Annotated in this window: 21 protein-coding genes; 10 read left to right on the forward strand and 11 right to left on the reverse strand. The window is 63.0% G+C overall.

Going from position 1 to position 24,099, the window contains the following annotated elements; all coding sequences use genetic code 11:
- Positions 1 to 198 precede the first annotated feature (198 nt).
- Positions 199 to 1,377 carry an MFS transporter gene (locus ACN9MO_RS26600; protein ID WP_113132569.1) on the forward strand — a complete coding sequence of 393 codons (1,179 nt, stop codon included), beginning with the start codon at positions 199 to 201 and terminating at the stop codon, positions 1,375 to 1,377.
- A 350-nt stretch (positions 1,378 to 1,727) separates the two neighbouring features.
- Entirely contained in the window at positions 1,728 to 2,021 is a 294-nt protein-coding gene (locus ACN9MO_RS26605) for a hypothetical protein (RefSeq protein ID WP_057255307.1), read from the forward strand.
- A 107-nt stretch (positions 2,022 to 2,128) separates the two neighbouring features.
- Here ACN9MO_RS26605 and ACN9MO_RS26610 read toward each other — a convergent pair whose 3' ends face one another.
- Positions 2,129 to 2,827: an aspartate/glutamate racemase family protein gene (locus ACN9MO_RS26610; RefSeq protein ID WP_057255306.1), complete on the reverse strand. Its 699-nt coding sequence runs from the start codon at positions 2,825 to 2,827 to the stop codon at positions 2,129 to 2,131.
- A gap of 263 nt (positions 2,828 to 3,090) precedes the next feature.
- On the opposite strand from ACN9MO_RS26610, the gene ACN9MO_RS26615 reads away from it, so the two are divergent.
- From ACN9MO_RS26615 to ACN9MO_RS26635, 5 genes are all read left to right on the forward strand, one after another.
- Complete coding sequence (locus ACN9MO_RS26615; protein WP_057255305.1) at positions 3,091 to 4,620, forward strand: ABC transporter substrate-binding protein; 1,530 nt, start codon at positions 3,091 to 3,093, stop codon at positions 4,618 to 4,620.
- Between the two features lie 117 nt (positions 4,621 to 4,737).
- On the forward strand, positions 4,738 to 5,679 hold the full coding sequence (locus ACN9MO_RS26620; RefSeq protein WP_057255304.1) for an ABC transporter permease: 942 nt from the start codon (positions 4,738 to 4,740) through the stop codon (positions 5,677 to 5,679).
- The gene (locus ACN9MO_RS26625) at positions 5,679 to 6,548 is read left to right on the forward strand and encodes an ABC transporter permease (RefSeq protein WP_057255303.1); all 870 of its coding nucleotides are present in this window, start codon (positions 5,679 to 5,681) and stop codon (positions 6,546 to 6,548) included. Before ACN9MO_RS26620 ends, ACN9MO_RS26625 begins: the two co-directional genes overlap by 1 nt.
- 3 nt (positions 6,549 to 6,551) lie before the next feature.
- Positions 6,552 to 7,763 carry an amidohydrolase/deacetylase family metallohydrolase gene (locus ACN9MO_RS26630; protein WP_057255302.1) on the forward strand — a complete coding sequence of 404 codons (1,212 nt, stop codon included), beginning with the start codon at positions 6,552 to 6,554 and terminating at the stop codon, positions 7,761 to 7,763.
- A 46-nt stretch (positions 7,764 to 7,809) separates the two neighbouring features.
- Entirely contained in the window at positions 7,810 to 8,301 is a 492-nt protein-coding gene (locus ACN9MO_RS26635; RefSeq protein WP_244495747.1) for a RidA family protein, read from the forward strand.
- 15 nt (positions 8,302 to 8,316) lie between these two features.
- Here the strand turns inward: ACN9MO_RS26635 and ACN9MO_RS26640 are convergent, their stop codons facing one another.
- A complete protein-coding gene (locus ACN9MO_RS26640) occupies positions 8,317 to 9,123 on the reverse strand; it encodes an IclR family transcriptional regulator (protein ID WP_057255544.1) in 807 nt (268 codons plus the stop codon).
- A 217-nt stretch (positions 9,124 to 9,340) separates the two neighbouring features.
- Here ACN9MO_RS26640 and ACN9MO_RS26645 point away from each other — a divergent pair, with 217 nt between their 5' ends.
- Positions 9,341 to 10,540: an aminotransferase class V-fold PLP-dependent enzyme gene (locus ACN9MO_RS26645; RefSeq protein ID WP_057255300.1), complete on the forward strand. Its 1,200-nt coding sequence runs from the start codon at positions 9,341 to 9,343 to the stop codon at positions 10,538 to 10,540.
- Between the two features lie 49 nt (positions 10,541 to 10,589).
- The gene (locus ACN9MO_RS26650; protein WP_057255299.1) at positions 10,590 to 12,425 is read left to right on the forward strand and encodes an ABC transporter ATP-binding protein; all 1,836 of its coding nucleotides are present in this window, start codon (positions 10,590 to 10,592) and stop codon (positions 12,423 to 12,425) included.
- A gap of 92 nt (positions 12,426 to 12,517) precedes the next feature.
- Here the strand turns inward: ACN9MO_RS26650 and ACN9MO_RS26655 are convergent, their stop codons facing one another.
- Complete coding sequence (locus ACN9MO_RS26655) at positions 12,518 to 12,994, reverse strand: Lrp/AsnC family transcriptional regulator (RefSeq protein WP_057255298.1); 477 nt, start codon at positions 12,992 to 12,994, stop codon at positions 12,518 to 12,520.
- Positions 12,995 to 13,138: 144 nt separating this feature from the next.
- Here ACN9MO_RS26655 and ACN9MO_RS26660 point away from each other — a divergent pair, with 144 nt between their 5' ends.
- Complete coding sequence (locus tag ACN9MO_RS26660; RefSeq protein WP_057255297.1) at positions 13,139 to 14,158, forward strand: 1-aminocyclopropane-1-carboxylate deaminase; 1,020 nt, start codon at positions 13,139 to 13,141, stop codon at positions 14,156 to 14,158.
- A 118-nt stretch (positions 14,159 to 14,276) separates the two neighbouring features.
- Here ACN9MO_RS26660 and ACN9MO_RS26665 read toward each other — a convergent pair whose 3' ends face one another.
- The 8 genes from ACN9MO_RS26665 to ACN9MO_RS26700 all read right to left on the reverse strand — a co-directional run bounded on the left by ACN9MO_RS26665 (position 14,277) and on the right by ACN9MO_RS26700 (position 24,024).
- Positions 14,277 to 15,122, reverse strand: a complete 846-nt coding sequence (locus tag ACN9MO_RS26665; RefSeq protein ID WP_113132568.1) for a sugar phosphate isomerase/epimerase family protein — start codon at positions 15,120 to 15,122, stop codon at positions 14,277 to 14,279.
- On the reverse strand, positions 15,119 to 16,429 hold the full coding sequence (locus ACN9MO_RS26670; protein ID WP_113132567.1) for a DUF6005 family protein: 1,311 nt from the start codon (positions 16,427 to 16,429) through the stop codon (positions 15,119 to 15,121). The genes ACN9MO_RS26665 and ACN9MO_RS26670 overlap by 4 nt, the downstream gene beginning before the upstream one ends.
- Positions 16,426 to 16,758 carry an AMP-binding enzyme gene (locus tag ACN9MO_RS26675; RefSeq protein ID WP_425987152.1) on the reverse strand — a complete coding sequence of 111 codons (333 nt, stop codon included), beginning with the start codon at positions 16,756 to 16,758 and terminating at the stop codon, positions 16,426 to 16,428. The genes ACN9MO_RS26670 and ACN9MO_RS26675 overlap by 4 nt, the downstream gene beginning before the upstream one ends.
- Positions 16,755 to 17,705 (reverse strand): AMP-binding protein, encoded by a 951-nt coding sequence (locus ACN9MO_RS26680; protein WP_425987153.1) that lies wholly within the window; start codon positions 17,703 to 17,705, stop codon positions 16,755 to 16,757. The genes ACN9MO_RS26675 and ACN9MO_RS26680 overlap by 4 nt, the downstream gene beginning before the upstream one ends.
- Positions 17,702 to 19,438 carry an IucA/IucC family protein gene (locus ACN9MO_RS26685; RefSeq protein WP_113132566.1) on the reverse strand — a complete coding sequence of 579 codons (1,737 nt, stop codon included), beginning with the start codon at positions 19,436 to 19,438 and terminating at the stop codon, positions 17,702 to 17,704. Before ACN9MO_RS26685 ends, ACN9MO_RS26680 begins: the two co-directional genes overlap by 4 nt.
- Positions 19,422 to 21,056 (reverse strand): IucA/IucC family protein, encoded by a 1,635-nt coding sequence (locus ACN9MO_RS26690; RefSeq protein ID WP_425987154.1) that lies wholly within the window; start codon positions 21,054 to 21,056, stop codon positions 19,422 to 19,424. Before ACN9MO_RS26690 ends, ACN9MO_RS26685 begins: the two co-directional genes overlap by 17 nt.
- Positions 21,057 to 21,309: 253 nt before the next feature.
- Positions 21,310 to 21,600 carry a DUF2218 domain-containing protein gene (locus tag ACN9MO_RS26695; RefSeq protein ID WP_113132565.1) on the reverse strand — a complete coding sequence of 97 codons (291 nt, stop codon included), beginning with the start codon at positions 21,598 to 21,600 and terminating at the stop codon, positions 21,310 to 21,312.
- Positions 21,601 to 21,714: 114 nt separating this feature from the next.
- On the reverse strand, positions 21,715 to 24,024 hold the full coding sequence (locus ACN9MO_RS26700) for a TonB-dependent receptor (RefSeq protein WP_113132564.1): 2,310 nt from the start codon (positions 24,022 to 24,024) through the stop codon (positions 21,715 to 21,717).
- Positions 24,025 to 24,099 lie beyond the last annotated feature (75 nt).

A 24,099-nucleotide genomic window follows, 5' to 3' on the forward strand; every position in this document is an offset into this window, starting at 1 on the left:
AACACTTCCCGCCCATTCGACCGAAAAGACATAGCTTTCCGGCTTGGCAACTTTTTCTAGCCTTGACGGCCCCTGTCGTGCGCGACAAGCTCTGAAAACGATTTTCAGAATATCAGAATTGCTTCATAGACCACATCACCCCGGCCGCCGCTGCCGTGGTTGATCGTGCGATGCGATACCTGTTGGGGACCAATGCGCATGACCAATCAACGGCTCATCATGCCGATCTTCTTCCTTCAGCCGATCGCCTTCGGCGCTTGGCTGCCGCGCATCCCCGATGTGCAGCAGAAGCTCGGCCTTGGACCGGCCGAACTGGCGATCGCGCTTCTCGGCATGCCCGTCGGCATTTTGCTGACGCTGCCTTTCGCCGGACGTTTCGTCGCCTGGATCGGCGGCCGCGCCACGATCCTCTATGGCTTCGTCGTTTTCCTGGCGCTGGTCTGGCTGCCGACATGGGCCTCGAGCATCGAAGTGCTCTTCGTCGCTCTTGCCATCGTCGGTGTGGCGCTGGCAACCCTCGAGCTCGGCCTCAACGTCGAGGCAGATGCGATCGAGAAGCACTCCGGACAGTTGATCATGAGCACCTGTCACGGCTTCTGGAGTCTCGGCATCATGACCGGCAGCCTGATCGGCGTCGGCTTCGCCGCGCTCCACGTCGCGCCGGAATGGGCAGTGCCGCTGGCGGCCGCGGTCATGCTGCCGATCAGCGTCTTTTTCGCCAGAAAGCTGCCGCTCCTCCAAACCGGCGAGGCCGCGGCTGCAGAGGCGGCGCCGTCCAGGGGGCGGCTACCGAGCTTTGCGCTTCTCGGCGTCTGCTTCTTCGTCTTCGGCATCACCATGACCGAGGGCGCTGTGGCAGACTGGTCGGCCGTTTTCCTGCGCGATGTCTTCGGGCTCTCCAGCGCCAGCGCCGGCTTCGGCTATTCGATCTTCGCCTTCATGGTGGCAGCCGGCCGTTTTGCCGGTGACCGGCTGAAGGCGAGTTACGGTCCGGTGGCGGTTGCGCGCGCCTGTGGCATCGCCAGCATTGCCGGGTTGTTTCTGGTCGTTGCAAGCCCCGCCGCCTGGGCAGCGCTGTTCGGCTTTGCCGCCATGGGCTTCGGGGTCTCCGTCGGCTTCCCGCTCGCCGTCACGGCGGCCGCCGACCAGAAGGACCGACCGGCCGCAGCCAGCGTCGCCATCCTGTCCTTCATCGCTCTGCTCGGCTTCCTGCTCGGACCACCACTTATCGGCCTGATCGCCGAGCACAGCGACATGCGCTTCGGTCTCGGCGTGCTCGTACCCTTCCTCGCCGTCAGCCTGCTTTTGACCGGCCGTTTGAAGCCGGCCGCTCGCGTGAGCGCGCAGGACGCCCAGCAAGCCGTGGGCCGCGCGTAACAGCCAAGGCAATCCCTCAAGGCGCGGGCTTCTGCCGTCGGTTCGCACCTTGATCGACTTTCTCGCCCGGGAATGCGCTGCCGATCGCCTGACGGTCGACGAGAGTCTGGCATAACCGACGAACACCACCCATATGAGCGTCTCGAAGGCACCTCTTCACTTTCGATCCGCCGACCCATGCGCAGGGCGCATAGTAGCCATTCCTTGCATCCCGCGCCGCTATTCACGATCTTAATGATGAAGCCGCGTTCGACGCCGGCTCCCTTCAGCACTCCATCCCAGTCGTAGACTTTTCCCCCGGCCCCCGGCCGGCGCGGCCAATTCCGGCTTGAACAATAGGGAAGGTAATCATGCAGACTTCTGCCAAGACGCTTGACGCCAAGACACTGGACAAGATGACGCTCCACGAGCGCTCGGACATGATGGCGCTCGTCGCAGACGCACTCGAAGCAACGGCCGAGAAGGCCTACGAGATCGGCGATGACCGGTTTGCAGAGAATTCGATCAGCCTCGCCAACATCATCATCAGCTGTGCTGACGACCTGGTCGTTGGCGATCTGCCGGCGGCCGAACTTCTGTTGCAGCAAGGTATCGCGTTGATCAGCCTGTTTCAGGGCGAGCCCCGAGAGTTCACCTTGCACTAAAGCTCACGACCACGGCCGGCGACCAGCCGGCCGTTGCCACTTTGCACCGGTCGATGATGACTATCCTCGACCGGCCGCGGCGGCTGCTCAGCGGGCCATTAGGCGTCTCACGCGCCTTCGAGCGCGAGGTCGACCGCAGCCAGCGCATGAATTTCAGTCGTATCGAACACCGGAACCGGGCTGTCGGCCTGCGAAATCAACAGCATGATCTCGGTGCAGCCCATGATGATCGCCTCGGCCCCCGCATCGACCAGGCGCGCGATGACGGCGCGATAGGCGTCGCGCGAGCTGTCCTTGACGATGCCGGCGACGAGTTCTCGATAGATGATCTCGTGCACCTTGGCGCGGTCGTCCGCCTCCGGCACCAGAACATCGAGACCGAAGGTGTCCTTCAGCCTGCCCTTGTAGAAATCCTGCTCCATCGTGAAGGCGGTTCCAAGCAGACCGACCTTGCTCAGGCCCGCGGCCTTGATCTTCTGCGCCGTCGGGTCAGCGATATGGAGCAGCGGAATGGAAACGGCCGCCGAAACGTCGGCTGCCATCTTGTGCATCGTGTTGGTGCAGATCATCAGGAAATCGGCGCCGCCAGCTTCCAGGCGCCGCGCCGCCGCAATCATCTCCTCCGTCAGCGCCGGCCAGTCGCCATGATGCTGAAGCCGTTCGATTTCGCCGAAATCCATCGACCACATCAGCGATTTTGCCGAATGCACGCCACCCAGGCGGCCGCGAACCGTCTCGTTGATGATGCGGTAGTACTCGGCCGAGCTCTCCCAGCTCATGCCGCCAATCAGGCCGATGACCTTCACTTTGCGCGCTCCATTTTCGAACCGGACTCTGAGCTAACAAATCGCGAGCCATCGCGATAGCTCCAGCGACCGGCGCAGAACGCAATTGCGGGGCTCAACGCCGGTCTCCGCCGAGCGCCTTTCCCGCCCCCATCAACCGGACTTTTCCGCAAAGCTGCGTGACGTGACGACGACGATCGGTTGACATTTCCGGTTTCGTGGACTTTTATATTCCAAAATAAAGAACGACATAGCATAACTATGGAATATGAGGAGGAACAAATATGAAATCGACCAAACTTGCATTGCTTATCGGAACCGCGCTCGTGGCATCGGCAACCCTTGCCTTTGCACAGGAAAAGGGCGGCGTCATCAACGTCGCGACGGTCGGGGAGCCCCCGACGCTCGACCCGATGGCATCGACCGCCGACCTCGTCGGCATCATCTCGCAGCACATCTTCGAGACGCTCTACACCTTCGACAAGGACTGGAAGCCAACGCCGTTGCTTGCTGCCAGCCTGCCCGAGATCAGCGCCGACGGCAAAACCTACACGATCAAGCTGCGCGCGAACGTCAAGTTCCATGATGGCAGCGATCTCGACAGCAAGGACGTCGTCGCCTCGCTCGAGCGCTGGACGAAGGTCGCCTCGCGCGGCAAGCAGACGGCAACCACGATTGCCGGCATCGAGGCGGTCGACCCGCTGACGGTCAAGATCTCGCTCAACACCCCTTACGCACCGCTCGTCTCGCTGCTCGCCTTCAACAACTCCGCGGCGATCGTGCTTCCCTCGGAAAAGCAGGCCGAGCCGATGACCGATTTCGTCGGCACCGGCCCCTACCAGTTGAAGGAGCGCAAGGCGGACCAGTATATCCAGCTGACCCGCTACGATGCCTACACGTCGCCGGAAGGCGAGGCCAATGGCTATGGCGGCGCCCGCCACCAGTATGCCGACGAAATCCGTTTCGTGCCGGTTCCGGACCCGAACACCCGCGTCGAGGCGGCCGTCTCCGGCCAGTATGATTATGTCGACTCCCTGCCGGTCGAATCCTTCGATCGCGTGAAGGGTTCGAGCGCCTCCGATCCCGTCATGCTCCAGCCGTTCGGCTGGCCGGTCTTCGTCTTGAACTCCGGCAACGGCATGACCAAGAACCTCGATCTGCGCAAGGCGATCCGCGCCTCGCTCAGCATGGAAGATATGATGGCCGCCGCCTTCGGCAGCACCGACTTCTATGCGCTCCATGCAGCACTTTATCCGTCGCAATTCACCTGGCGGACGGATGCCGGCACCGAAGGCGCCTACAACATCGCCGACCCGGAAAAGGCTGGCGAACTCTTGAAGGCCGCCGGCTACAAGGGTGAACCGCTGCGCATCCTGACGAGCCGCCAGTACGAGTTCCACTACAAGATGGCGCAGGTCGCCGCCGAGTATCTGAAGCTCGCCGGCTTCACGGTCGATCTGCAGGTGGTCGATTGGGCGACACTGACGCAGCGCCGCGCCGACCCAACGCTCTGGGACATCTACATCACCCACAGCCCCTTCCTGCCGGAACCGGCGCTGATCGGCATGATGTCAACCAAGGCGCCCGGCAACTGGGATACCCCGGCGCGCGCCAAGGCGGTCGATGCCTTCAACGCCGAATCCGATCCGGCCAAGCGCGTAGCACTCTGGGCCGACGTGCAGAAGGTGATCTTCGAAGAAGTGCCTTTCATCAAGATCGGCGACTTCAACGCGCTCTCGGCAAAGTCGAAGACGCTTGAAGGCGTGTCCCCGGCGCCATGGCCGTATTTCTGGAACGCTTCGATCAAGAAGTAAGCTCCCACCCTCCCAGGGACTTCGGCGGGCGCCCGGCTACAAGCCTGGCGCCCGCCGGAAGGGCGCGCCGTTGCCCGCTCCGGCGGTTGCGGCGCACAGGAAAGGTTCGAGGCCACCATGTTACGCTACATCTTCCAGCGGCTGATGGGCATGATCGTCGTCATGGCGATCGTCGTCACAATCGTTTTCGTCATCGTCCGCGTGACACCGGGCGATCCGGCCGCCGTGATGCTCGGTCCGGAAGCGACCCAGGAGGACATTGCGGCGCTGCGCACCCGGCTCGGCCTCGACCAGTCGCTCGGCCTGCAATATGTCTATTATATCGGCCAGTTGCTGCGGGGCGACCTCGGGCAGTCGATCTTCCTCAATCAGCCGGTGACCTCAGCGCTGGCCGAACGCGCCGAGCCGACCTTCTTCCTGACGCTGTTCTCGATCGTGATCGCCTGCGCCATCGCGCTGCCGATCGGCATCTACGCCGCCTATAAGCGCGGCTCCTTCGTCGACCAGGCGGCAACCACGCTTGCGATGCTCGCCGCCAGCATACCGAGCTTCTGGCTCGGCCTGATTCTCATCCAGGTGTTTGCGGTGCGCTTTGGCTGGTTCCCGGTTTCCGGCTATGGCGGGCCTGGCTCCTCCTTTACCGAGCGCATGTATCACCTGACCTTGCCGGCGATCGCGCTCGGCGTCGTTTCCTCCGCGCTGATCCTGCGCTTCACCCGCGCTTCGATGCTCGATGTGCTCGGCGACGATTTCATCCGCACCGCCCGAGCCAAAGGGCTTGGCGAGCGCAAGGTGGTGATGAAACATGCTCTCAAGAACGCGTTGATCCCGATCCTCACCATTATCGGCCTGACCGCCGCCGTGCTGATTTCCGGCGCCGTCGTCACCGAGACGGTCTTCGGCCTGCCGGGTGTCGGCAACCTCGTCGTCTCCGCCGTGCTTCGCCGCGACTATCCGGTGATCCAGGGGGCCTTGCTGGTGATCGCCGCCCTCTACGTGCTGATCAATTTCGCGATCGACATGCTCTATCTCCTCGTTGATCCAAGGGTACGCTACTGATGACCGTCACCGTATCAGTCCCCGCCGAGAGCGAGGGCCGCAAGTTCGTCCGCCGCCTGCTGAAGCGCAAGACGGTGGCCTTCGGCCTGATCGTGCTGACCGTCTTCGTGCTGCTCGCCGTCTTCGCGCCGCTCATCGCGCCCTATGCGCCCGGCAAGCTGTCGATCGTCAACCGGCTGCAGCCGCCGAGCCTGCAATGGTTCTTCGGCACCGACGAATTCGGCCGCGACGTCTTCTCCCGCACTATCTATGCCGGCCGGCTGTCGCTCCTCGTCGGTGCTGCCGTCGTCACGCTCGCGACCGTGATCGGCGTCGTGCTCGGGTTGCTCGCCGGTTTCTTCCCGAAGCTCGACACGCCGATCGCCCGCGTCATCGACGCGATGATGGCCTTCCCGGACATCCTCCTTGCGATTGCGCTTGTCGCCGCGCTTGGGCCATCGCTGACCACCGTCATCATTGCGCTCAGCATCGTCTATGCACCGAGGCTCGCCCGCGTGGTGCGCGCCTCGACGCTGGTGATCCGCGAGCTTCCTTACGTCGAGGCGGCGCGCGCGCTCGGCATCTCGACGCCGCACATCATGACGCGGCATGTGCTGCGCAATCTTCTGTCTCCGGTGCTGGTGCAGGGCACCTTCCTCTTTGCCCATGCCATGCTGGCCGAGGCCGGCCTCTCCTTCCTCGGCGTCGGCGTCAGCCCGGAAATTCCCACCTGGGGCACGATGATCGCCTCGGGTCGCCAATATATCGGTCAGGCCGACTGGGTGACGCTCTTCCCCGGCATCGCCATCGTGCTTTCGGTGCTGTCGCTGCAGATGGTCGGAGACGGCCTGCGCGACATGCTTGACCCCCGCCTCAGAAAGGATCTGTAAGTCATGACGAACGCAACCAAGGACGCCGGTCCGGTCCTGATCCGGCAGGTGAAACCCGTCGCCTTCGGCGTGGACGCGCCGGCCGAAACGATCGATATACTCGTCGATGGCAGAGGCCGCATCTCGGCCCTCGGCCCGAACCTGGACGCATCCGGCAGCGTGCGTCGCGTCGAGGGTCACGGCGCCTGGATCTCGCCCGGCTGGATCGACCTGCACGCCCATGTCTGGCATGGCGGCACCGACATCTCCGTGCGCCCGCAGCTTTGCGGCATGGAGCGCGGCGTCACCACCATCGTCGATGCGGGTTCCGCCGGCGAAGCCAATTTCCACGGCTTTCGCGAATACATCATCGAGCCGTCGCGCGAGCGCATCAAGGCGTTTCTCAATCTCGGCTCGATCGGCCTTGTCGCCTGCAACCGCGTCAGTGAACTCTCCGACATCCGCTCGATCGACATCGACCGCATCATCGCCTGCTACCAGGAAAACCGCGAGCACATCGTCGGGCTGAAGGTTCGTGCCAGCCATATGATCACCGGGTCCTGGGGCGTGACGCCGGTCAAGCTCGGTAAGAAGATCGCCAAGATCCTGAAGGTCCCCATGATGGTGCATGTCGGCGAACCCCCGGCGCTCTATGACGAGGTGCTGGAGATCCTCGGCCCCGGCGACATCGTCACCCACTGCTTCAACGGCAAGGCCGGCTCCAGCATCATCGAGGACGAGGACCTGTTCGAGCTTGCAGAACGTTGCGCCGGCGAAGGCATCCGCCTCGACATCGGCCATGGCGGCGCCTCCTTCTCCTTCCGCGTCGCGGAAGTCGCGATCGCCCGCGGACTGCTGCCCTTCTCAATCTCCACCGACGTACATCTGCGCAGCATGAACCAGTCCGTCTGGGATCTCGGCACCACCATGTCGAAGCTGCTCAGCGTCGGCATGCCCTTTGAAAAGGTGGTCGAGGCCGTGACCCAGGCGCCGGCCTCGGTGATCCGCCTGCCGATGGACAATCTCCTGAGCGTCGGCGCCCGCGCCGAGTTCACCCTCTTCGACCTCGTCGACTCGGAACTGCGGGTCTTCGATTCCCTTGGGGCGGAGGCGCACCTCAACCGCCTCTTCGAGCCACGCTACGCGGTCATGGGCGCTGAGGTGGTCGCGGCCAACCGCTACCAGCCGCCGCATATCGAGTGCCCCGATCACAGCCATGGCTTCGGCTACCGCTGACTCGAGACGACAGAATACAGAAATGACAGGACATCGCGTGAACAGTCTGGATCAGAAAAAAGACAGCCCTGCCGCCGTCTCGCCCTATCAACGGCTTCAGGCCCTCGGCATCAACCTGCCGCCGGCGCCGCCGCCGATCGCCAATTTCGTGACGCATGTGCGCGAAGGCAATATCCTCTACCTCTCAGGCCAGGGCCCGCGTGAAGTCGATGGCCATCTGCACGCCGGCAAGGTGGGCGCCGATGTCGATATCGACAGCGCCTATGATCACGCCCGGCTGACCGGCATCAACCTGCTTGCCGTCATGCACGATGCACTGGGCGACCTCGGGCGGGTCAAGCGCATCGTCAAGATCCTCGGCATGGTCAATGCCGTTCCGGATTTCGCCGAGCACCCGCGCGTCATCAACGGCTGCTCGGACCTGATGATGGATGTCTTCGGCGAGGCCGGCAGCCATGCGCGCTCGGCGGTGGGTTTCGGGTCGCTACCCGGCAACATCACCGTCGAGATCGAAGCGATCGTCGCTCTGCACGATTAACGACGGGAGGTTGGATCAATGGCTGCGCCAGCCCATCATCTTCTCGATCCGCTCGGCGGATACCCTGACGTGATCGGCGTAGAACGCCCGGTCGTCGACGATCTTCTGCTCGGGCAGAACGATGGAGATCGTCGCGGCGCAATTGCCCTTGTCGTCGAGAATGGGAGCGGCGACGCAGGCGACCGCGTAATCGGATTCGCCGGCCTGGATAGACAGCCTTGCTGCAAGCGCGCTGCCGGCCTGATCGGAAAGTGCCGCCGGATCGATGTCGGCGCGGCCGGTCGGCGAGGTGCGGGCGCAGCGGCGGAAGAGCTCGAGCCTTTCGTCGGCCGGCAGATGGCCGACGAGCAGGCGACCGGATGCCGTCCAGTTGAGCGGCACACGGGTACCGACGCGCGAGGTCACCTGGAAATGGCCGGGACCGTCGGCCATGGCGAGCACCTGCATGTAGTCGCCGTCGCGACCGCAAAGCTGGATCGTTTCGGACACTTCCCGACCAAGGTCATGCATCTCGCGGGTGGCAACGCCGAGGAAATCGAGCGAACGGGCATAGGCGAGGCCATAATGATAGAGCCGGTCGCCAAGCCAGACGAGCCCATCGGCATCGCGGCTGAGCAGGTTCTTCTCGACCATGTCGTCGACAATCACATAGGCCGTCGACAGCGGCGCGCCGACTGCCTTGGCAATCGCGTAGACGCCGCTCGGGGAACCCGTCTCGTAAAGGAAATCGAGCACCTGCAAGGCGCGGTCCATACCGCTCACGCGCGAACGGCGCGGCTTGCCGGTCGTTTCTATGTCCTCGTTCGGCTCGACGCCGGTCATCGTCTTGTCCACTGCTCAACTCCTGCGCGGCTCGAATTGCGCACTGCCGGGAAAGTGTCGGGTCCCGCTGCTGCCGCGCCCTCGATGGCGGCCGCGACAGATGGCGGAAGGCCTCACCCATACTTCATTACTATGGTAGATATTCCGCGAAAACGGAATAGTCTATCCGTTTCGCCTGCCAGAAAATCGCCTGCCAAAAAATCACATGGAGCCCACTATGCCTGACCGTGACATTCGCGAAGCTCTCGGACTTCGTCCCGTTATCAACGTCTCCGGCACGATGACCGGGCTCGGCGCATCGATCGTGGTCCCGGAAGCGATCGCCGCGATGACAGGCATACTGCCGCAATTCGTCGAGATCAACGACCTGCAGCGCAAGGTGAGCCCCGTGATCGCGCGGCTGACGGGTGCCGAAGCCGGCTTCGTCACGGCGTCCTGCTCCGCCGGCATCAGCCTTGCCGTCTCGGGAACCATGACCGGCAGCGACCTTGCCGCGATCGAGCGCCTGCCCGACACCAGCGGCCTCAAGAACGAGGTCGTCATCCAAATGGGCCATGTGGTGAGCTACGGCGCGCCCGTCGACCAGGCAATCCGCATCGCCGGCGCCAAGCCGGTGCTGGTCGGCCAGGCGACATCGGCCTATCGCTACCATCTGGAGGGCGCGATCAACGAGCGTACGGCCTGCGCCGTCTACGTCGTCTCGCACCATGTGGTGCAATACGGCCTCCTGGGGCTCAAGGAATTTGCCGAGGTCTGCCATTCGAAGGGGGTGCCGGTCATCGTCGACGCGGCCTCGGAATATGATCTGCGCATCTTCCTCGATGAGGGCGCCGACATCGTGCTCTATTCCGGCCACAAGTTCCTGGGTGGCCCGACTTCGGGCATCGTCGCCGGAAAAAAGGACCTGGTGCGCAACACCTTCCTGCAGAACCTCGGCATCGGCCGCGGCATGAAGGTCGGCAAGGAAAGCATGCTGGGCGTGATGGCGGCACTCGAAGCCTGGGAAAAGCGCGACCACGCCGGCATCCGTGAGCGTGAAACCGGTTACCTGAACCTCTGGCACGAGACGCTGAGCGGCCGCCCCGGCATCAAGCCGGTGGTCGAGGCCGATCCGACCAACAACCCGCTCGACCGCCTGCGCGTCAACATCGACCCGCAGGAAGCCCACATCACCGCCTGGGATCTCGCCGACGCGCTCGCCCGCGGCACACCGCCGATCATCGTGCGGGACCACGAGGCCGAGCACAATTACTTCTATCTCGACCCGTGCAACCTGCACCCCGGCCAGGAGAAGGTGGTCGCAAGCCGCCTTGCCGAGGAACTCGACAAGGCGCGCGCCTCGAACGAGATCATCGCCACCTCGCTCAGCGAGCGCAACGCCCGGCGCTTCGCCGGCCTGCTGCGCTGGCCCGACTGACCGGACACCGAAAACGACAAGACGCATAGCAACAGGCGGAGGAGCCGACATGACCGACACCGCAATCGCAGAGGCCCGCTCGACGACGCCTGTTCTTTCCGTCGAGAACCTGACGACTTCGTTCCTGGTCGATGGCGCATGGAAGCCCGTCGTGCGCGACATCTCCTTCCAGGTGGCGCCGGGAGAGACCGTCGCGATTGTCGGCGAATCCGGTTCGGGCAAGAGCGTCACCTCGCTCTCGATCATGCGGCTCTTGCAGAAGGAAACGAGCCGCGTCGAGGGCCGGGTGATGATGGGCGGCCGCAACATCCTCGACCTGCCCGAATCCGAGATGCGTCATGTGCGCGGGAACGACGTCGCGATGATCTTCCAAGAGCCGATGACCAGCCTCAATCCGCTGTTCACCATCGGCGACCAGATCTCCGAAGCCCTGCTTTGCCACAGCCCGATGTCGAAGGCGGAGGCGAGAGCAGAAACCATTCGCCTTCTGGAAAAGGTCCGTATCCCTTCGGCCGCCTCGCGCTTCGACGAGTATCCGCATCGCTTCTCCGGCGGCATGCGCCAGCGCGTGATGATCGCCATGGCGCTTGCAAGCCGTCCGAAGCTCCTGATCGCCGACGAGCCGACGACGGCGCTCGACGTCACCATCCAGGGCCAGATCCTCGACCTGATCAAAGTGCTGCAGGAGGAGGAAGGCACCTCGGTGCTGTTCATCACCCACGACATGGGCGTCGTCGCCGAGATCGCCGATCGCACCGTGGTGATGTTCCGCGGTGACGCGGTCGAGACCGGCAAGACGGAAGACATCTTCCTCAGGGCGAAACATCCCTATACCCGCGCGCTTCTTTCGGCAGTGCCGATGCTCGGGGCGATGAAGGGCGAGCCCCAGCCTATGCGCTTTCCGGTCATCGATGCGGCAACCGGTCTTCCGGGTACCGTGGCTGAAGCGACCGACACGGTTCAATCCGACCGCAAGCCGATCCTTGAGGTGAAGAACCTCGTCAAGCGCTTCGACATCCATGCGGGCCTGCTCGGCAAGCTCAAGGGCCGCGTGCACGCGATCGAAGACGTCTCGTTCAGCCTGCAGCCGGGCGAGACGCTGTCGCTCGTCGGCGAATCCGGCTGCGGCAAATCGACGACCGGCCGCGCGATCATGCGGCTGATCGAACCGGAAAGCGGCTCGGTGATGCTTGACGGAAAGGACGTGCTGGCGATGGACCGCAAGAGCTTGCGCGAAATGCGCCGCACCATGCAGATGATCTTCCAGGATCCCTTCGCGAGCCTCAATCCGCGCATGACGGTGGGGGCGGCCATTGCCGAGCCCTATCTCGAACACAAGCTCGGCACGCCACGCCAGGCCCGCGAGAGGATTGCCGACCTGCTCGAACGCGTCGGCCTGCAACCCGACATGGCGGCGCGCTACCCGCATGAATTCTCCGGCGGCCAGCGCCAGCGCGTCTGCATCGCGCGCGCCTTGGCGCTCGACCCGAAGGTGATCGTCGCCGACGAATCCGTTTCCGCACTCGACGTCTCGATCAAGGCGCAGGTCATCAACCTGCTGCTCGACCTGCAGGCGAGCCTCGGCCTCGCCTACCTGTTCATCTCGCACGACATGGCGGTCGTCGAGCGCGTCAGCCACCGTGTGGCGGTCATGCATCTCGGCGAAATCGTCGAGATCGGTTCACGCGCACAGGTGTTCGAAAACCCGCAGCACCCCTATACCGGGAAGCTGATCGCCGCCGTCCCGATCGCCGACCCGACCCGCCGCCACACGCGCCGTGGCGTTGCGAGCGACGAGCTCAAAAGCCCCTTGCGCGCGCCCGACTACGTTCCGGTCGAGCGGCGCTATCAACAGGTCGCCGAGGACCATTTCGTCCAGGTCTAGGCGGACTGCGTCAAGCCGGCCGCATCCTTCTCGATCGAGACAGGTGAGCCGCGCGCACCTTCCTGCGCGGGCGGCCAACCGTATGACGGCCGTCAGAACGGCAGCCGCGCGTTCTCCTTGACTTCCTTCATCACGAAGAACGTCCGGGTCTGGCGCACTCCGGGCAAGGCGATCAGCTTCAGGCCGTGCAGTTTGTTGAAATCGGCCATGTCGCGGACGCGGATCTTCAGGAGATAGTCGAAATCGCCGGCGACCAGGTTGCAGTCGAGCACTTCCTTCATCTCCATCACCGCGCCTTCGAAGGCCGCAAAACTTTCGGGCGTCGAACGGTCGAGCACCACGCCGACCATCACCAAAGCGCCGAGACCGACGGCAGCGGGTGCGATTTCCGCCCGAACGCCGGTAATGTAACCCTCGTCGAACAGCCTTTGCGTCCGCCGGTGGCAGGTGGCCGGACTGACATTCACCCGCTCGGCCAGGTCAGCATTTGTCAGCCGGCCCTCTGATTGCAGGGCGCGCAGGATCTTGATGTCGATCCTGTCGAAATCTTCGTTGGAAGAATCTTTCATTTCTGAGCCACAATCTTGAAGAACAACGAAATCGTTTGAGAACTCTATCTCATCTGCAAAAAACCAGAACAGGAAATTAGAGAGCACCTTTCACGCATCTTCCCCTATCCTTTGCCTACAATTTCCACACGGAGGCCTGGATCAATGTCACTGCTCGAAAAGTTCGAACGCTACCCGCTCACCTTCGGCCCGACGCCGATCGAGCATCTGCCGCGGCTGACGGCAGCACTTGGCGGAAAAGTCGAGATCTATGCCAAGCGCGAAGACTGCAATTCCGGTCTTGCCATGGGCGGCAACAAACTCCGGAAACTCGAATACATCGTTCCGGATGCGATCGCCTCCGGCGCTGACACCCTGGTCTCGATCGGCGGCGTGCAGTCGAACCACACCCGCATGGTCGCTGCGACCGCAGCGAAGATCGGCATGAAATGCGTGGTGATCCAGGAAAAATGGGTGCCGCACTATGATGCTGTTTATGATCGTGTCGGCAACATCCTGATGACGCGGCTGATGGGGGCGGACAGCCGGCTGGTCGATGACGGCTTCGACATCGGCATCCGCAAGAGCTGGGAGGACGCGATCCAGTCGGTGAAGGATGCGGGCGGCAAACCCTATCCGATTCCGGCCGGCGCCTCGGTGCACAAATATGGCGCGCTCGGCTATGTCGGTTTTGCCGAAGAGGTCGCGGAACAGGAGAAGGAACTCGGCTTCACCTTCGATTACATCGTCGTCTGCGTGGTCACCGGTTCGACCCAGGGCGGCATGATCGTCGGTTTTGCGGCGCAGGACCGGGCCGAGCGGGTGATCGGCATCGACGCATCGGGCACGCTCGAGCAAACCCGCGCCCAGGTCCGCAACATCGTCGATTCCACAGCCGAATTGGTCGGGCTCAACCGGGCGATCCGCGAAAACGAGATCGTCATCAATCCCGATTACGCCTACCCCGCCTATGGCGTACCATCCGAGGAAACGAACGCGGCGATCCGGCTTGCGGCCCGCACCGAAGCGATGATCACCGATCCGGTCTATGAGGGTAAATCCATGCAGGGGATGATCGATCTCACCCGCAAGGGCTTCTTCCCCGAAGGATCCCGCGTCCTCTACGCTCATCTTGGCGGCGCGCCGGCGCTCAACGGCTACAGCTACTACTACAAGGACGGCTGACACAGCCGACTTTCGCCCTTCTCCATCGAACACCGCGCTGTTCGATTAAAGCGCGGTGTTCTACTCACTTTCGTGCCGGACTGCCGAGTCCGCCGCGAAGGCTTTTCTGCACACGTTCCTAGACGTTTGCCGTCAGCAACGGGCGCTCGCCGCCTTCGATCGCCTGGCGCACCTGCCTGCGGTCGCGCCTTAGGGTGTCCAGGCAATCATTGCCGAACCACTCCAGCGACGCATCGGCCAGCGGATCGCCGGAAATCTCCCGGAGGAATCGATCGTAGTCGACGGTTCCCTCGAACAAGGGTGTCATGCCGCGCCTGTTGCCGGCGGCGGCATAGACATTGGCCGGTTCGAAGACGGTGAGATCCGCCCGGCTAACGATGTTCTTCAGGTGGTAGTGGCGGATGTGCGGCTTCATGGCCCGATGGACCGCAACCGGATCGTCACCGCTCTCCCAGACATGCAGCGTGTCGAAATTAACTGCGAAATGGGAATGGTCGACCTCTTCGATCAGTTGCATGGTCGAGGCCGCCGTGTCGGCCAGTGTCTTCGGGTGCGTCTCGACAAGCAGCTGAATGCCGTAGCTGGCGGTGATCTCGCAGATCTCCTTCAGCCGAGCGACGATCCGTTGCCGCTCGTCCGCCCCGACGGCCAGACTGCCGCGGCTTCCGGCGAAGGTGCGGATCTTGCGGGTGCGCCAACGGCGGGCAAGCCTGCAAAGCTCCACCGTCTTGTGCCGCAACGCTTCGGTATCGCCATCAAGCGGCAAGTAGTCGCTGATCATCGGCACGGACAGGCCGTAGCCGTCGAGCCACTCGGCGTTGCGGTCCACCCGTGGCGCCAGGTTGCGTGCATGCGCGCCCCAGAGTTCGATGCCCTGGAAATCGTTCGCCTCGGCCCAGGTGGCGATCTCGTCGAGCGAGATGAGGTGATGCCGGAAGGTGATGGTGCAGAGCGAAACTCTCATCGCGCGACCCTCTTCAATGGGGGAACTTCTGCGGGTAGGACGAGGGCGGACCAGAGATCGAAGACCTCGGCGAGCTTTGCCTTAAGCTTCGTCTCCAACCGGTCCGCTTCGTCGAGGCGCTCGAAGACTGCTCCGGCCAGGGCGCGATTTCCCGTCTGGGCCAGCTTCATGCAGGCGTAGTGCAGGGTCTTCAGCGCCTGAACCAGCGCCTCGATTTCCTCGCACCATTTCTCGAATTCCGCCGCCGGTAGCTTCAGTGCCCGCCAGTAGAAGGCAAAGCCGTGCTCATAGGCGTATTTGCGGATAGTGATGACGGGCAGTTCGCGCACCGCGGCACCAAGATTCGAGAGCGTGAGCCCGTCTCGTTCGTCGAGGTGCGCGGTGACGATTTCGCGGACGGCATCGACAAGCGGGTTCCGGTCACGAATGAAGCACGCTTCGAAATAGGCTTTCAGGTCTTCCGCGTGTGGCGCGCGCGCTTCGGCATTATCGAAGACATAGCCGCCGCCGACTGTCGGCTGCATGATCGCGTGAATGACCTTTTCCTTGGCGATCTCGCCTTCCCAGCGATAGTCGGGGTCGTGCACGAACCAGGTCTCGGGATCGGCGGTCTCCTGCAGCATGAGATAGTGCGGAAACGGGTTCTGATTAAACTTGTTCTCGCGCTCCGGCAGATGGAACATGTCGAGCATGACCATGACCGAGCCGGTTTCGCTGCGCTGTTTGAGAAGACCGGTGAGCACTGCAAGGTTGTCGAGCTTGGTGCGCGCCGGATCGTACCATTCGACGACGGAGACACCGTAGAGCCGCTCGAACCAGCCGCGGAAGAACTCCTGGGTAATGTCGGGTGCGTGATAGAGAAGCTCGAAGCGTTCGCTGACAGCAAACTTCGCGTCCCAGACGCCGAAATAGAACGGCCGCTGGTCCAGCCCGTTTCGCTTCAATCCATCGGAAACGCAGCTGACGAAGCAATGAACCTTGATGTCGTAGTAGGCCTCGCCATGAACGCCCTCGTCGGTCGTCCCGCCCGTGAGCGGAAAGGCCGGTACGACGGTAGCCGTCGTTTTCGGCAGATAGAGCAAGACGAGATCGCCGACCGTCTCGATCTCCTGTTTCGCGATCGCCTCCTCTGGCACCGATAGCCCGTATTCAAGTTCGAGATTGAGGAAGATCTCCAGGATCAGGACGGAATCGAGATAGAGGTCTTCGTTGAGGCGGGCATCCGGGCCGAACCCCTCCATGTGCCCATGTGCCATTTTTTCGGTGAGGACAGTCTCGATTGCCGCCAGGATTTCGTTCTCGCTCATGATGCAGCTCCCGCCATTGGCCTGTTGAACTCCCCTGCCAGATGGCGCGCCGCCACGTCCCGCCGGCTGATCTTGCCGTTCGCCTGACGCGGAACCGCATCGACCTGCAGGATCTCCATCGGCAACTGGTGGCCGGCGAGCTGGCGGCTGCACCATTCGCGCACGGCCTGCGGCGCCACCGGTACATCGGCGCTGAAGAGCAGCGCCACGCGCTCCCCGGCAAAACGGTCGTTCTTGCGGAAGGCGACCGCATCGGTGATCGCGGGCATGGCCATGACCGCATCCTCCACGTCCTTCGGGTAGACGTTGAGGCCGGAAACATTGATCATGTCGTCCAGACGGGAGACGAAGACCAGCATGCCGTTGGCGCGGCGGTAGCCGAGATCACGCGTGTGGATCGGCGCGCCATCGCCATTCCTGACGACAATCTCTCCGGCGTCTTCGAAACTGCTGCCCGTTTCCGCGGAAAGATGCGGCAGCACGAAGCCCATGTCGCCAGCGGCGGCGACATCCGGATTGATGGCGATGCAGCCGGATTCGGAGCAGCCATATTGCTGGAACATGAACCGGCTTTTGGCGCGGATATCGGCAAACCACGGATCGGGAGCAGGGTGCCGGACGTCATCGTCGCGTGGATCTGTTCGCCCTGGGGCAGAAGCCGCGCAAGCGTGTGCAGGATCGCCGGCGACGAATAGAGCAACGGCCGCTCCGTTTCGCGCAGCACCTTCAGCAGATATTTCGGGTTCCCGGTGTTGACGATCACGGGCGTCTGGCCGCGCTTCAGCGCCACCAGAATGCCGCAGATCAGCCCGTAGGAATGGGTGGTCGGGCAGGCGATGACCGGCGTCATGCCCTCCGGCTGGCGGAACGTGCGAACATAGCTTTCGATTTCGGCGTCGATTTCCGCCCAGCTTCGCGCCACGCATTTCGGCGCGCCTGTCGTCCCGGAACTCATCTGCAACAGCGTGCCCTGCGGCGACCCCAGCTCGGGCTTCTGGAGAACTTCGGCTGTCAGGCTGTTATAGAGCAGCCGGTCGCAACCGGCGCCGATCGCGAGCTTGCGTGCGCCCGGATAGGGCGTTCCGGGATGGATCGGCAGCACGCTTGCACCCGCCTTGCGGATGGCGAAAAACAGCGCCAGCCAGTCGACGGTTTCCGGAAAGCAGACGGCGTAGCGGCCGGTGTCACGGTCGGAGAGGCCGATCTCGGCGGCCAATCGTGCCGATGTTTCGCTGAAATAGGACTCGTCGTAGAGCCTGTCATCGATGCGGATCATGACTTCCTCCTTCGTTGAAGCGCTTTCGCGGCCAAGCTGTTCGGCACCGTGTGGTGGTATTCGGGCTTGAGCGCGAGGAGCTTCCTCGTCATCAGGGATTCGGTGAGAATGCGGGGTTGGCCACAGCCGAGCTGGCTCAGCCGCTCGGTCGCCCCATGCTCGCTCTCATAGGACGCAAGCACGGTTTGGACCCGCTGCCAGAAAAGCGTTTCCGGCAGATCGTAGCAGTGGTCGAGAAGGTGGGAGATCTCGCTGAGATTGTAGACGAGCAGCGTGTCCATCACCAATTCGCGCAGCGAATCCAGATTGTCCGTCCAGTAGAACTGGTCCGGCTCGGCATCACGGTAGACTGGGTTCAGTGCCAGGAAGTCCGGCGCCTTTTCCGGCTCGCGCAAAAAGCCCGGCGAGAACTCGATGCTCTCGTGGAAATCGCGCAGGATGAGCCTGACCGGCCAGCCGTCGCGATGAACGAGCAGCATATTCTGCCCGTGCGCCTCGACCGCCAGGCCATGATGGACGAGCAGATGCCAGACCGGAAGGATGGCGATCTCGATCAACCGGTTGATCCACGGCATGAGGCCGAAACGGCGGATCCAGCCGTCGGCGAACGGGCGTCCGTCCGCCTCGATCATCATCAGGGCATTGAAGGGAATGGCAGCCTCGCCCGTTGCAAGGGTGGCTTCAGCGCTCTCGCGCCAGATCGCCGCCACTTGGCCCGCCAAAGGTCCGTCGCGACCGGCGATAATCCCGGCATATTCCTGCAGGATCGTGAGCGGATAGCATTCGCCAAAGGCCGGATCGCTCTCGACGATCCCGGCAATCCAGCGCGAGATCACCGGCGCCGTGCAGACCGAATGCGGCTCAAGCGTCCGCCGCGACGAGGTGTTGACGATGTTGAGCGGCAGCTTGATGCTTGCCGCAAGAGGCCTGTCCTGGTTCAGCAGCGAGCGCACCGACTGTGTTGCCGTGTAGCGGTCGCCGGCCGGCCCCAGATAATGGATGTCCCCCGATGCGATCCAACCGGCAAGCTCAGTTTCGCGCAGTTCGCGCCACTGCCAGGGGTGCAGCGGGACAAGCCCGAAATCTTCCGGCGAGACGCCGCGTTGCTGCTGCTTCGCGAGCAGCTCGGCCCACACATCATGTCCGAGTTCCACGCGCCAGAAGGCACCCTCGCCGCCGGGCATTGCCTGGTGAAGATGTTTGCGTGCCACCAGCAGCCAGACGAGCTGGAATGCCCGGCCCGTTTCCGGTCCGTAGGCCGCATGGTCTGCGAAGGAAAAGCCCGTGCGCGCCTTGAAGCAGGGATGGTACGGATGCCCTTCATCAAGTGCGCCTTCCAGTTCGGCTAAGGACATCGTGCGCCGCGACCGCGCAGGGAGGTGACGTTCGTTCCACTGGCAGAAGGCGATCGTCTGCGTGAGCTCGTCGAGCAGCTTTCCGCGCGTCGGGCCGCTGCCCGGCAAGGCGGCAACCAGTTGCGCCAGCGGCGGCGCGACCCAGCTGTCCGCGCCTTCGCGCATCTCCACCGAACCCGGCATCAAGCGAAGCCGTCCAAAGGGGCCAATGGCGCCGCGGCACCGGAAATCCCGGCCGCCGAGCGACCAAGAAAAATCGACCGCATCCCCGTGGGCGTGCTCACTGGCATCGACGATGTCTTCGTATAGGAGGGCGGCGGCGAGCTGGCGAAGCACGCGTTCGTCCGGCCGTCCCTTGAGATCAAGAGGCAATGGCATGATCGGTCCTCGGCGCTGTCAGGACTGCCGGCGCCCTGAGCGGGTTTGGCACGGGGCGATACAGCGTCGGCGCGTGATTGGATTGCAGCTCGTCTACGTCATAGAGGCGCGTCGTCAGATTGGCCTTGGAGGCGATCGTCGGCAGGTCGAGGACATGACGCGCGAATTCGCGTCCGGCTCCGGTCATGCGGGCGGCATAACCTTCGAGATGCAGGCGCAGTTCGCGCAAGAGCAGGCTCTCGTCACAGACGCCGTCATGGCCCATGCGACTGACGACCGAGAAGACCTGATTGACGATCAGGTAGTAGGCGAAGCGGTCGCGGATTTCGCTGTCGGCATAATAGAGTGAGGCGATCGTTTGCGTCTCGGGAACATGGCTGACGATCAGGCTGCGATAGCGTTCGGAGAGATAGAAGCCCTGATTGTCGCGATAATAGCTGGCAGAGGGATAACCGTTGGCGATGTCCAGCAGACTGTTCTGCTGGTGCGCCTCGAGCGCGATGCCATAGTCGTCATAAAGGCGGATCAAAGGCTCGACCGCGCAGTCGAGATAGTGGCGGAACCACAGCAGGGCCGCATCCGGCAGGCTTTCGCCCGTGCGCGCGGCGAGAGCTCGGACAAGGCGTTCCAGGCGCGAACCCTCGCCCGGGAGCGGATCGGCCGTCAGGGCGGCAACCGTCACGACGCCCCTGCCCTTTGCGCCCGAAAACGGGTTCTCCCGCAGGATGACTTCGAAGCCGCTTTCGCTCCGGCCGGGCAGGTCGAGCGTTATATAGGCGGGGTCCTGGATGATCCGGAAGTTGCGGGACCGCGCGGCAAACCCGATGCGATCGAGGAGCTTCGCCATGGCGACGCCCGCCTCGAGTTCCTGGCGCCGGTTCAGACGCACGGAATTGGTGATGCGGACGGGCAGGGAAAACTTGAGCATCCAGTCGGCATCGGAGGCGTAGACCGTGCGCACCGATGAGGTCGCCGTGAAAACGGGGCCCGCTGGACCGAGGTGGCGCAGCTTCCCTTCGGCAAACATAGCCTGAATATCGGGATCAAGCAGCAGCGCTTCCGCCTGGAGCGGATGCATCGGCAGCAGGCATTCATCGTTACCGAGCGTGACGCCATCCGCATCCGGCCCCACCAGCGAACGGACAATTTCGTGGGCCGCCGTCGAACGGGCGGACGCCTGCCGCACACACTCAGCCTTGGCGGCAAAATAGTGCAGCTTGAACGTACCGCGCAGTTCCGGCGCGTAAGATTCCTGCTGCCAGTAGGTCATGCCCTGCCGGCTCTTCGGCGTCGGATGCTGCCAGTGACCAAAGACGAGCGACTGCTCCGCCTCGATGAAATGGCCGCCCTCTGCCGGCTCGGGCTCCGCCTTGTCGATATAGAGTGCGGTCTGCTGATAACTTTCGAGGACCCGCATCAGCAGTTCGAGTTCGAAGCCGCGCAATGCATCCGCCTGGTTTTCATCGCCCTGGCGGTAGCACTCGTGGATGAGGATGTGCAGCGCCGATATCAGTTCGATCTGGCGCCATGTCCCGTCGGAACCGCCCCTGCCCCAGACCCGGCCGAAATGATGCGGGCCGCAGAGGGACGGCGACATCACCTCGACGCGCAAGATCATGTGCTGCCTCGGGAGCGACCATTCCACACAGTCGAAAGCGCCGCCGACGGTTCGATGCATGACCCGGATACCCGGGTTCACTTCGCGTAGATAGCAGTTGGCGAAGCTTTGAAAGGTGGCGATTTCTGCGATTTGCCTAGACGATTGCATCCTGTCGATCCTCGGCACGCGACGCATAGCCGCGCAATGGCGTTGGACGTTTTCGACCAACACATTGAATTTTCTTATTGAGAGCGTTGTCAGCCCGTGGCGCTCAGCCGGCGGCCTGCCAGTGGAGCGATCCCGGCTGCTCGCGGAACGCGAAGCGCAGAAGATGGCTTTCGATGACCGATTTCGTATCGTCGAGATCGGCCTCGCCAGGCGAGCGGGCGCGGATGCTCAGGCCATCCGGTGTGGCCTGGAGATAGCCGGTCCCGCAGGAAAACCGGAGTTCGGCGCGATCGCCAGCCTGTTCGACGTCGATCTTGTGGGCGAAGTGCTTGCAGAGCTGCGTCAGGTATTTCTGGCCGTCGTCCGTTGCAAAGTGGGTGGTCGCTTCTTGCATCTGGAACTCCTGTCATCAGGCTTTTTGTTGCCCAGTCGGCCCGGGATGACCGCCTGAGCGTCTCGGGCGACCGCCGTGGGGAGGACACGGCAGCCGCGATCGTGAACCGTCGGCCTAGAAAGTCGCTCTTGCGGTCAGGATGAAGGAACGGCCGGGCTCGTAGAGCGGCGTCACGTTCCCGAACTCCTGGCCGTAGGTCGCCCGGTCCGAATAGGTTTCGTCGAAGATGTTCTTGAGTTCGGCGCGCAGCGTCAGGTTCGGCCGTTGCGGCGGTACATATTCGACAAAGGCGTTGAAGACCTCGTAGCCCTCGAAAGGCTTTCTGCCGGCGGCGACGTCGTCGTAGTCGAGCGCAATCTCGGCGTCGGCGCCGAAGGTGACGCCCCAGTCGGCCAGCGTGTGGATCGCCTGCAGCGTGATGATCTGGCCTGCGGGTGCTGCAAGATAGGTGCCGAGGTCGGAATCGGCAGGCTTGCCGTCGATCTCGACGTCGATATTGGCGTATTTCACCTTGAAATAGCCATCACCCCAATTGTAGCCGCCACCGATTTCGAATCCGCGCGAGCGAACATCATGGGCGGCGATACCGAGGTCTGCCCGGAAGCGCGGTGCGCGCGCATCATCGAGATCGGTCTGGAAGACACTGCCCTCGACGATGAAGCCGTTGTAGTTTGCCTCCAATCCCAAGATGTAATTGTCGGCCGTTACCGGCTTCGGACCGTTGCCGTAGTCCCAGTTGGGATTGATGATGAAGTTCTCGGCAAGCGGAATGCCGGCCCAGACATGCGAGTAGCCGGCCTTGGCCGTCAGAAGATCCTCGATAAGATCATATTCGCCCGAGACGTTACCGCTGAAGCCCGAGCTGGTCCATTTCTCGCCCGTCGTTCCGGTAAAGTGCTGGTTATCCCCTCTTGCGCCAAAGGAAAGGCGCGTCCTCTCCCAAGGCTCAAGCCTCGCCTGCGCGTAAATGCCGACATTGCGCGCCTTCTCGGTACCGGGATCGTAGAGATCCTCAAGCTCCGCCTTGTCGCTGTAGAAGTCGATGCCCGCGATCACATTGCCGATATCGAAAGAGAACTTGTTCTCGAACTTGCCATTGAAACTATCCGACGTGCCGATGGCGTCATAGGTCTTCGGAACGCCCGGTCCCGGCTTCGGGAAGATCGGCAGATCGACCTCTGTCTTGCTGTAGGCAAGCAGGAGCTTCGGGTCCAACCACCCCTCCGGCGTGCTGTCGGTATAGGTAAAGACGGTGTTCTGCCGGTCGAGCGTATAGTCGCGGATGCGCGGCTCCCACGGCTTGGGGTTCGAAATCGAACCCACATTGGCGCGGAACGGCCGTGGCGCATCGTCGTTGATACGGTCGTGGCTGATCTCGAAACGGTCGCCACTCTCGAACTCGTAGGCGAGCTTGCCGAGGCCGCTCAGCAGATTGGTGCTGGTGCCTTCAACCTCCTTACCGTTACCCGCGGTGAAATCGTTGCCATTGCCGAAGTTGAAGTAGCCGAGGAACTCAAGCCCTTCATGCATGCCATAGGCGGAGAGCCCCGTGGTCACCGTGTCGCTGTTGAAATTATAGCTGGATGTAACGAAGCCACCGAAAGCGTCGGCATCCAACAGATCGCGCGGATCAATCGTCTCATAGGCGATCGCACCGGCGAGCGCCCCCGGGCCGGCATCGGCCGGGGCAACGCCGGCATCGACGCTGACGGCCTTCAGGAGGCCCGGATCGATGAGGTTCGTGCCATTGTGGTGGAAGACCTTGTTGTTCTGGCGGCCGCCGTCCATGGTCACGGCAAGGCTCGTTTCCTCGATGCCATGAACGTAGACCTTCTGCGACATCGGCAAGGGGCTGCCGACGGCGATGCCCGGCTCCCCTGAAAAGACGTCGGCAATGTTGGCGGGGTTCTTCAGCTTCAGGTCCTCCGACGAGATAACGATTTCGCCGGCGCCGAGCGGTCCGCTGCCAAAGGCGGAAATCGGGTCGAGAACCGTGGCGCCGGATGCATCCACGCCGTCACCGCTGCCGGCCGCCGTGGCCGAACCGATCAGCGCCGTTCCGCCCGATACGCTGTAGGAGATGCCGGTGCCCGACAGCAGCTGTGCCAGGGCCTGCTGCGGCTCCAGCGTGCCGCTGACGGCGGTCGAACGAATGCCCTCGGACGTCGCTGCAGCCAGGGTCACCTGCAGACCGGATTGCCGCCCAAAGGCATTCAATGCGCTCGCAAGCGGTTGCGACGGAATGTTGAATGTGCGGGCCGTGCTGACGCGCGACGTCGTCTCTTGGGCGGAGGCGATGGAAAGGGGCATGAAGGCAAGGGAGGAAAGCCCGACGATCGCCGTCGTTGTCAGCAGGCGCAGACCTGCATGGCTATATCCTGCGTTGAAAGAAAGATGTCCCTTGCGGCATTTCGGCGAACTCATTTTACCCCCGTCTCGATGATCCGCGCGCTGCCTCTCGGCAGGCGCTTCGGACCAAAGACGACGGGCTCCGGATTT

Source organism: Ensifer sp. R-19 (genome assembly GCF_049905105.1).
Classification (GTDB): domain Bacteria; phylum Pseudomonadota; class Alphaproteobacteria; order Rhizobiales; family Rhizobiaceae; genus Ensifer.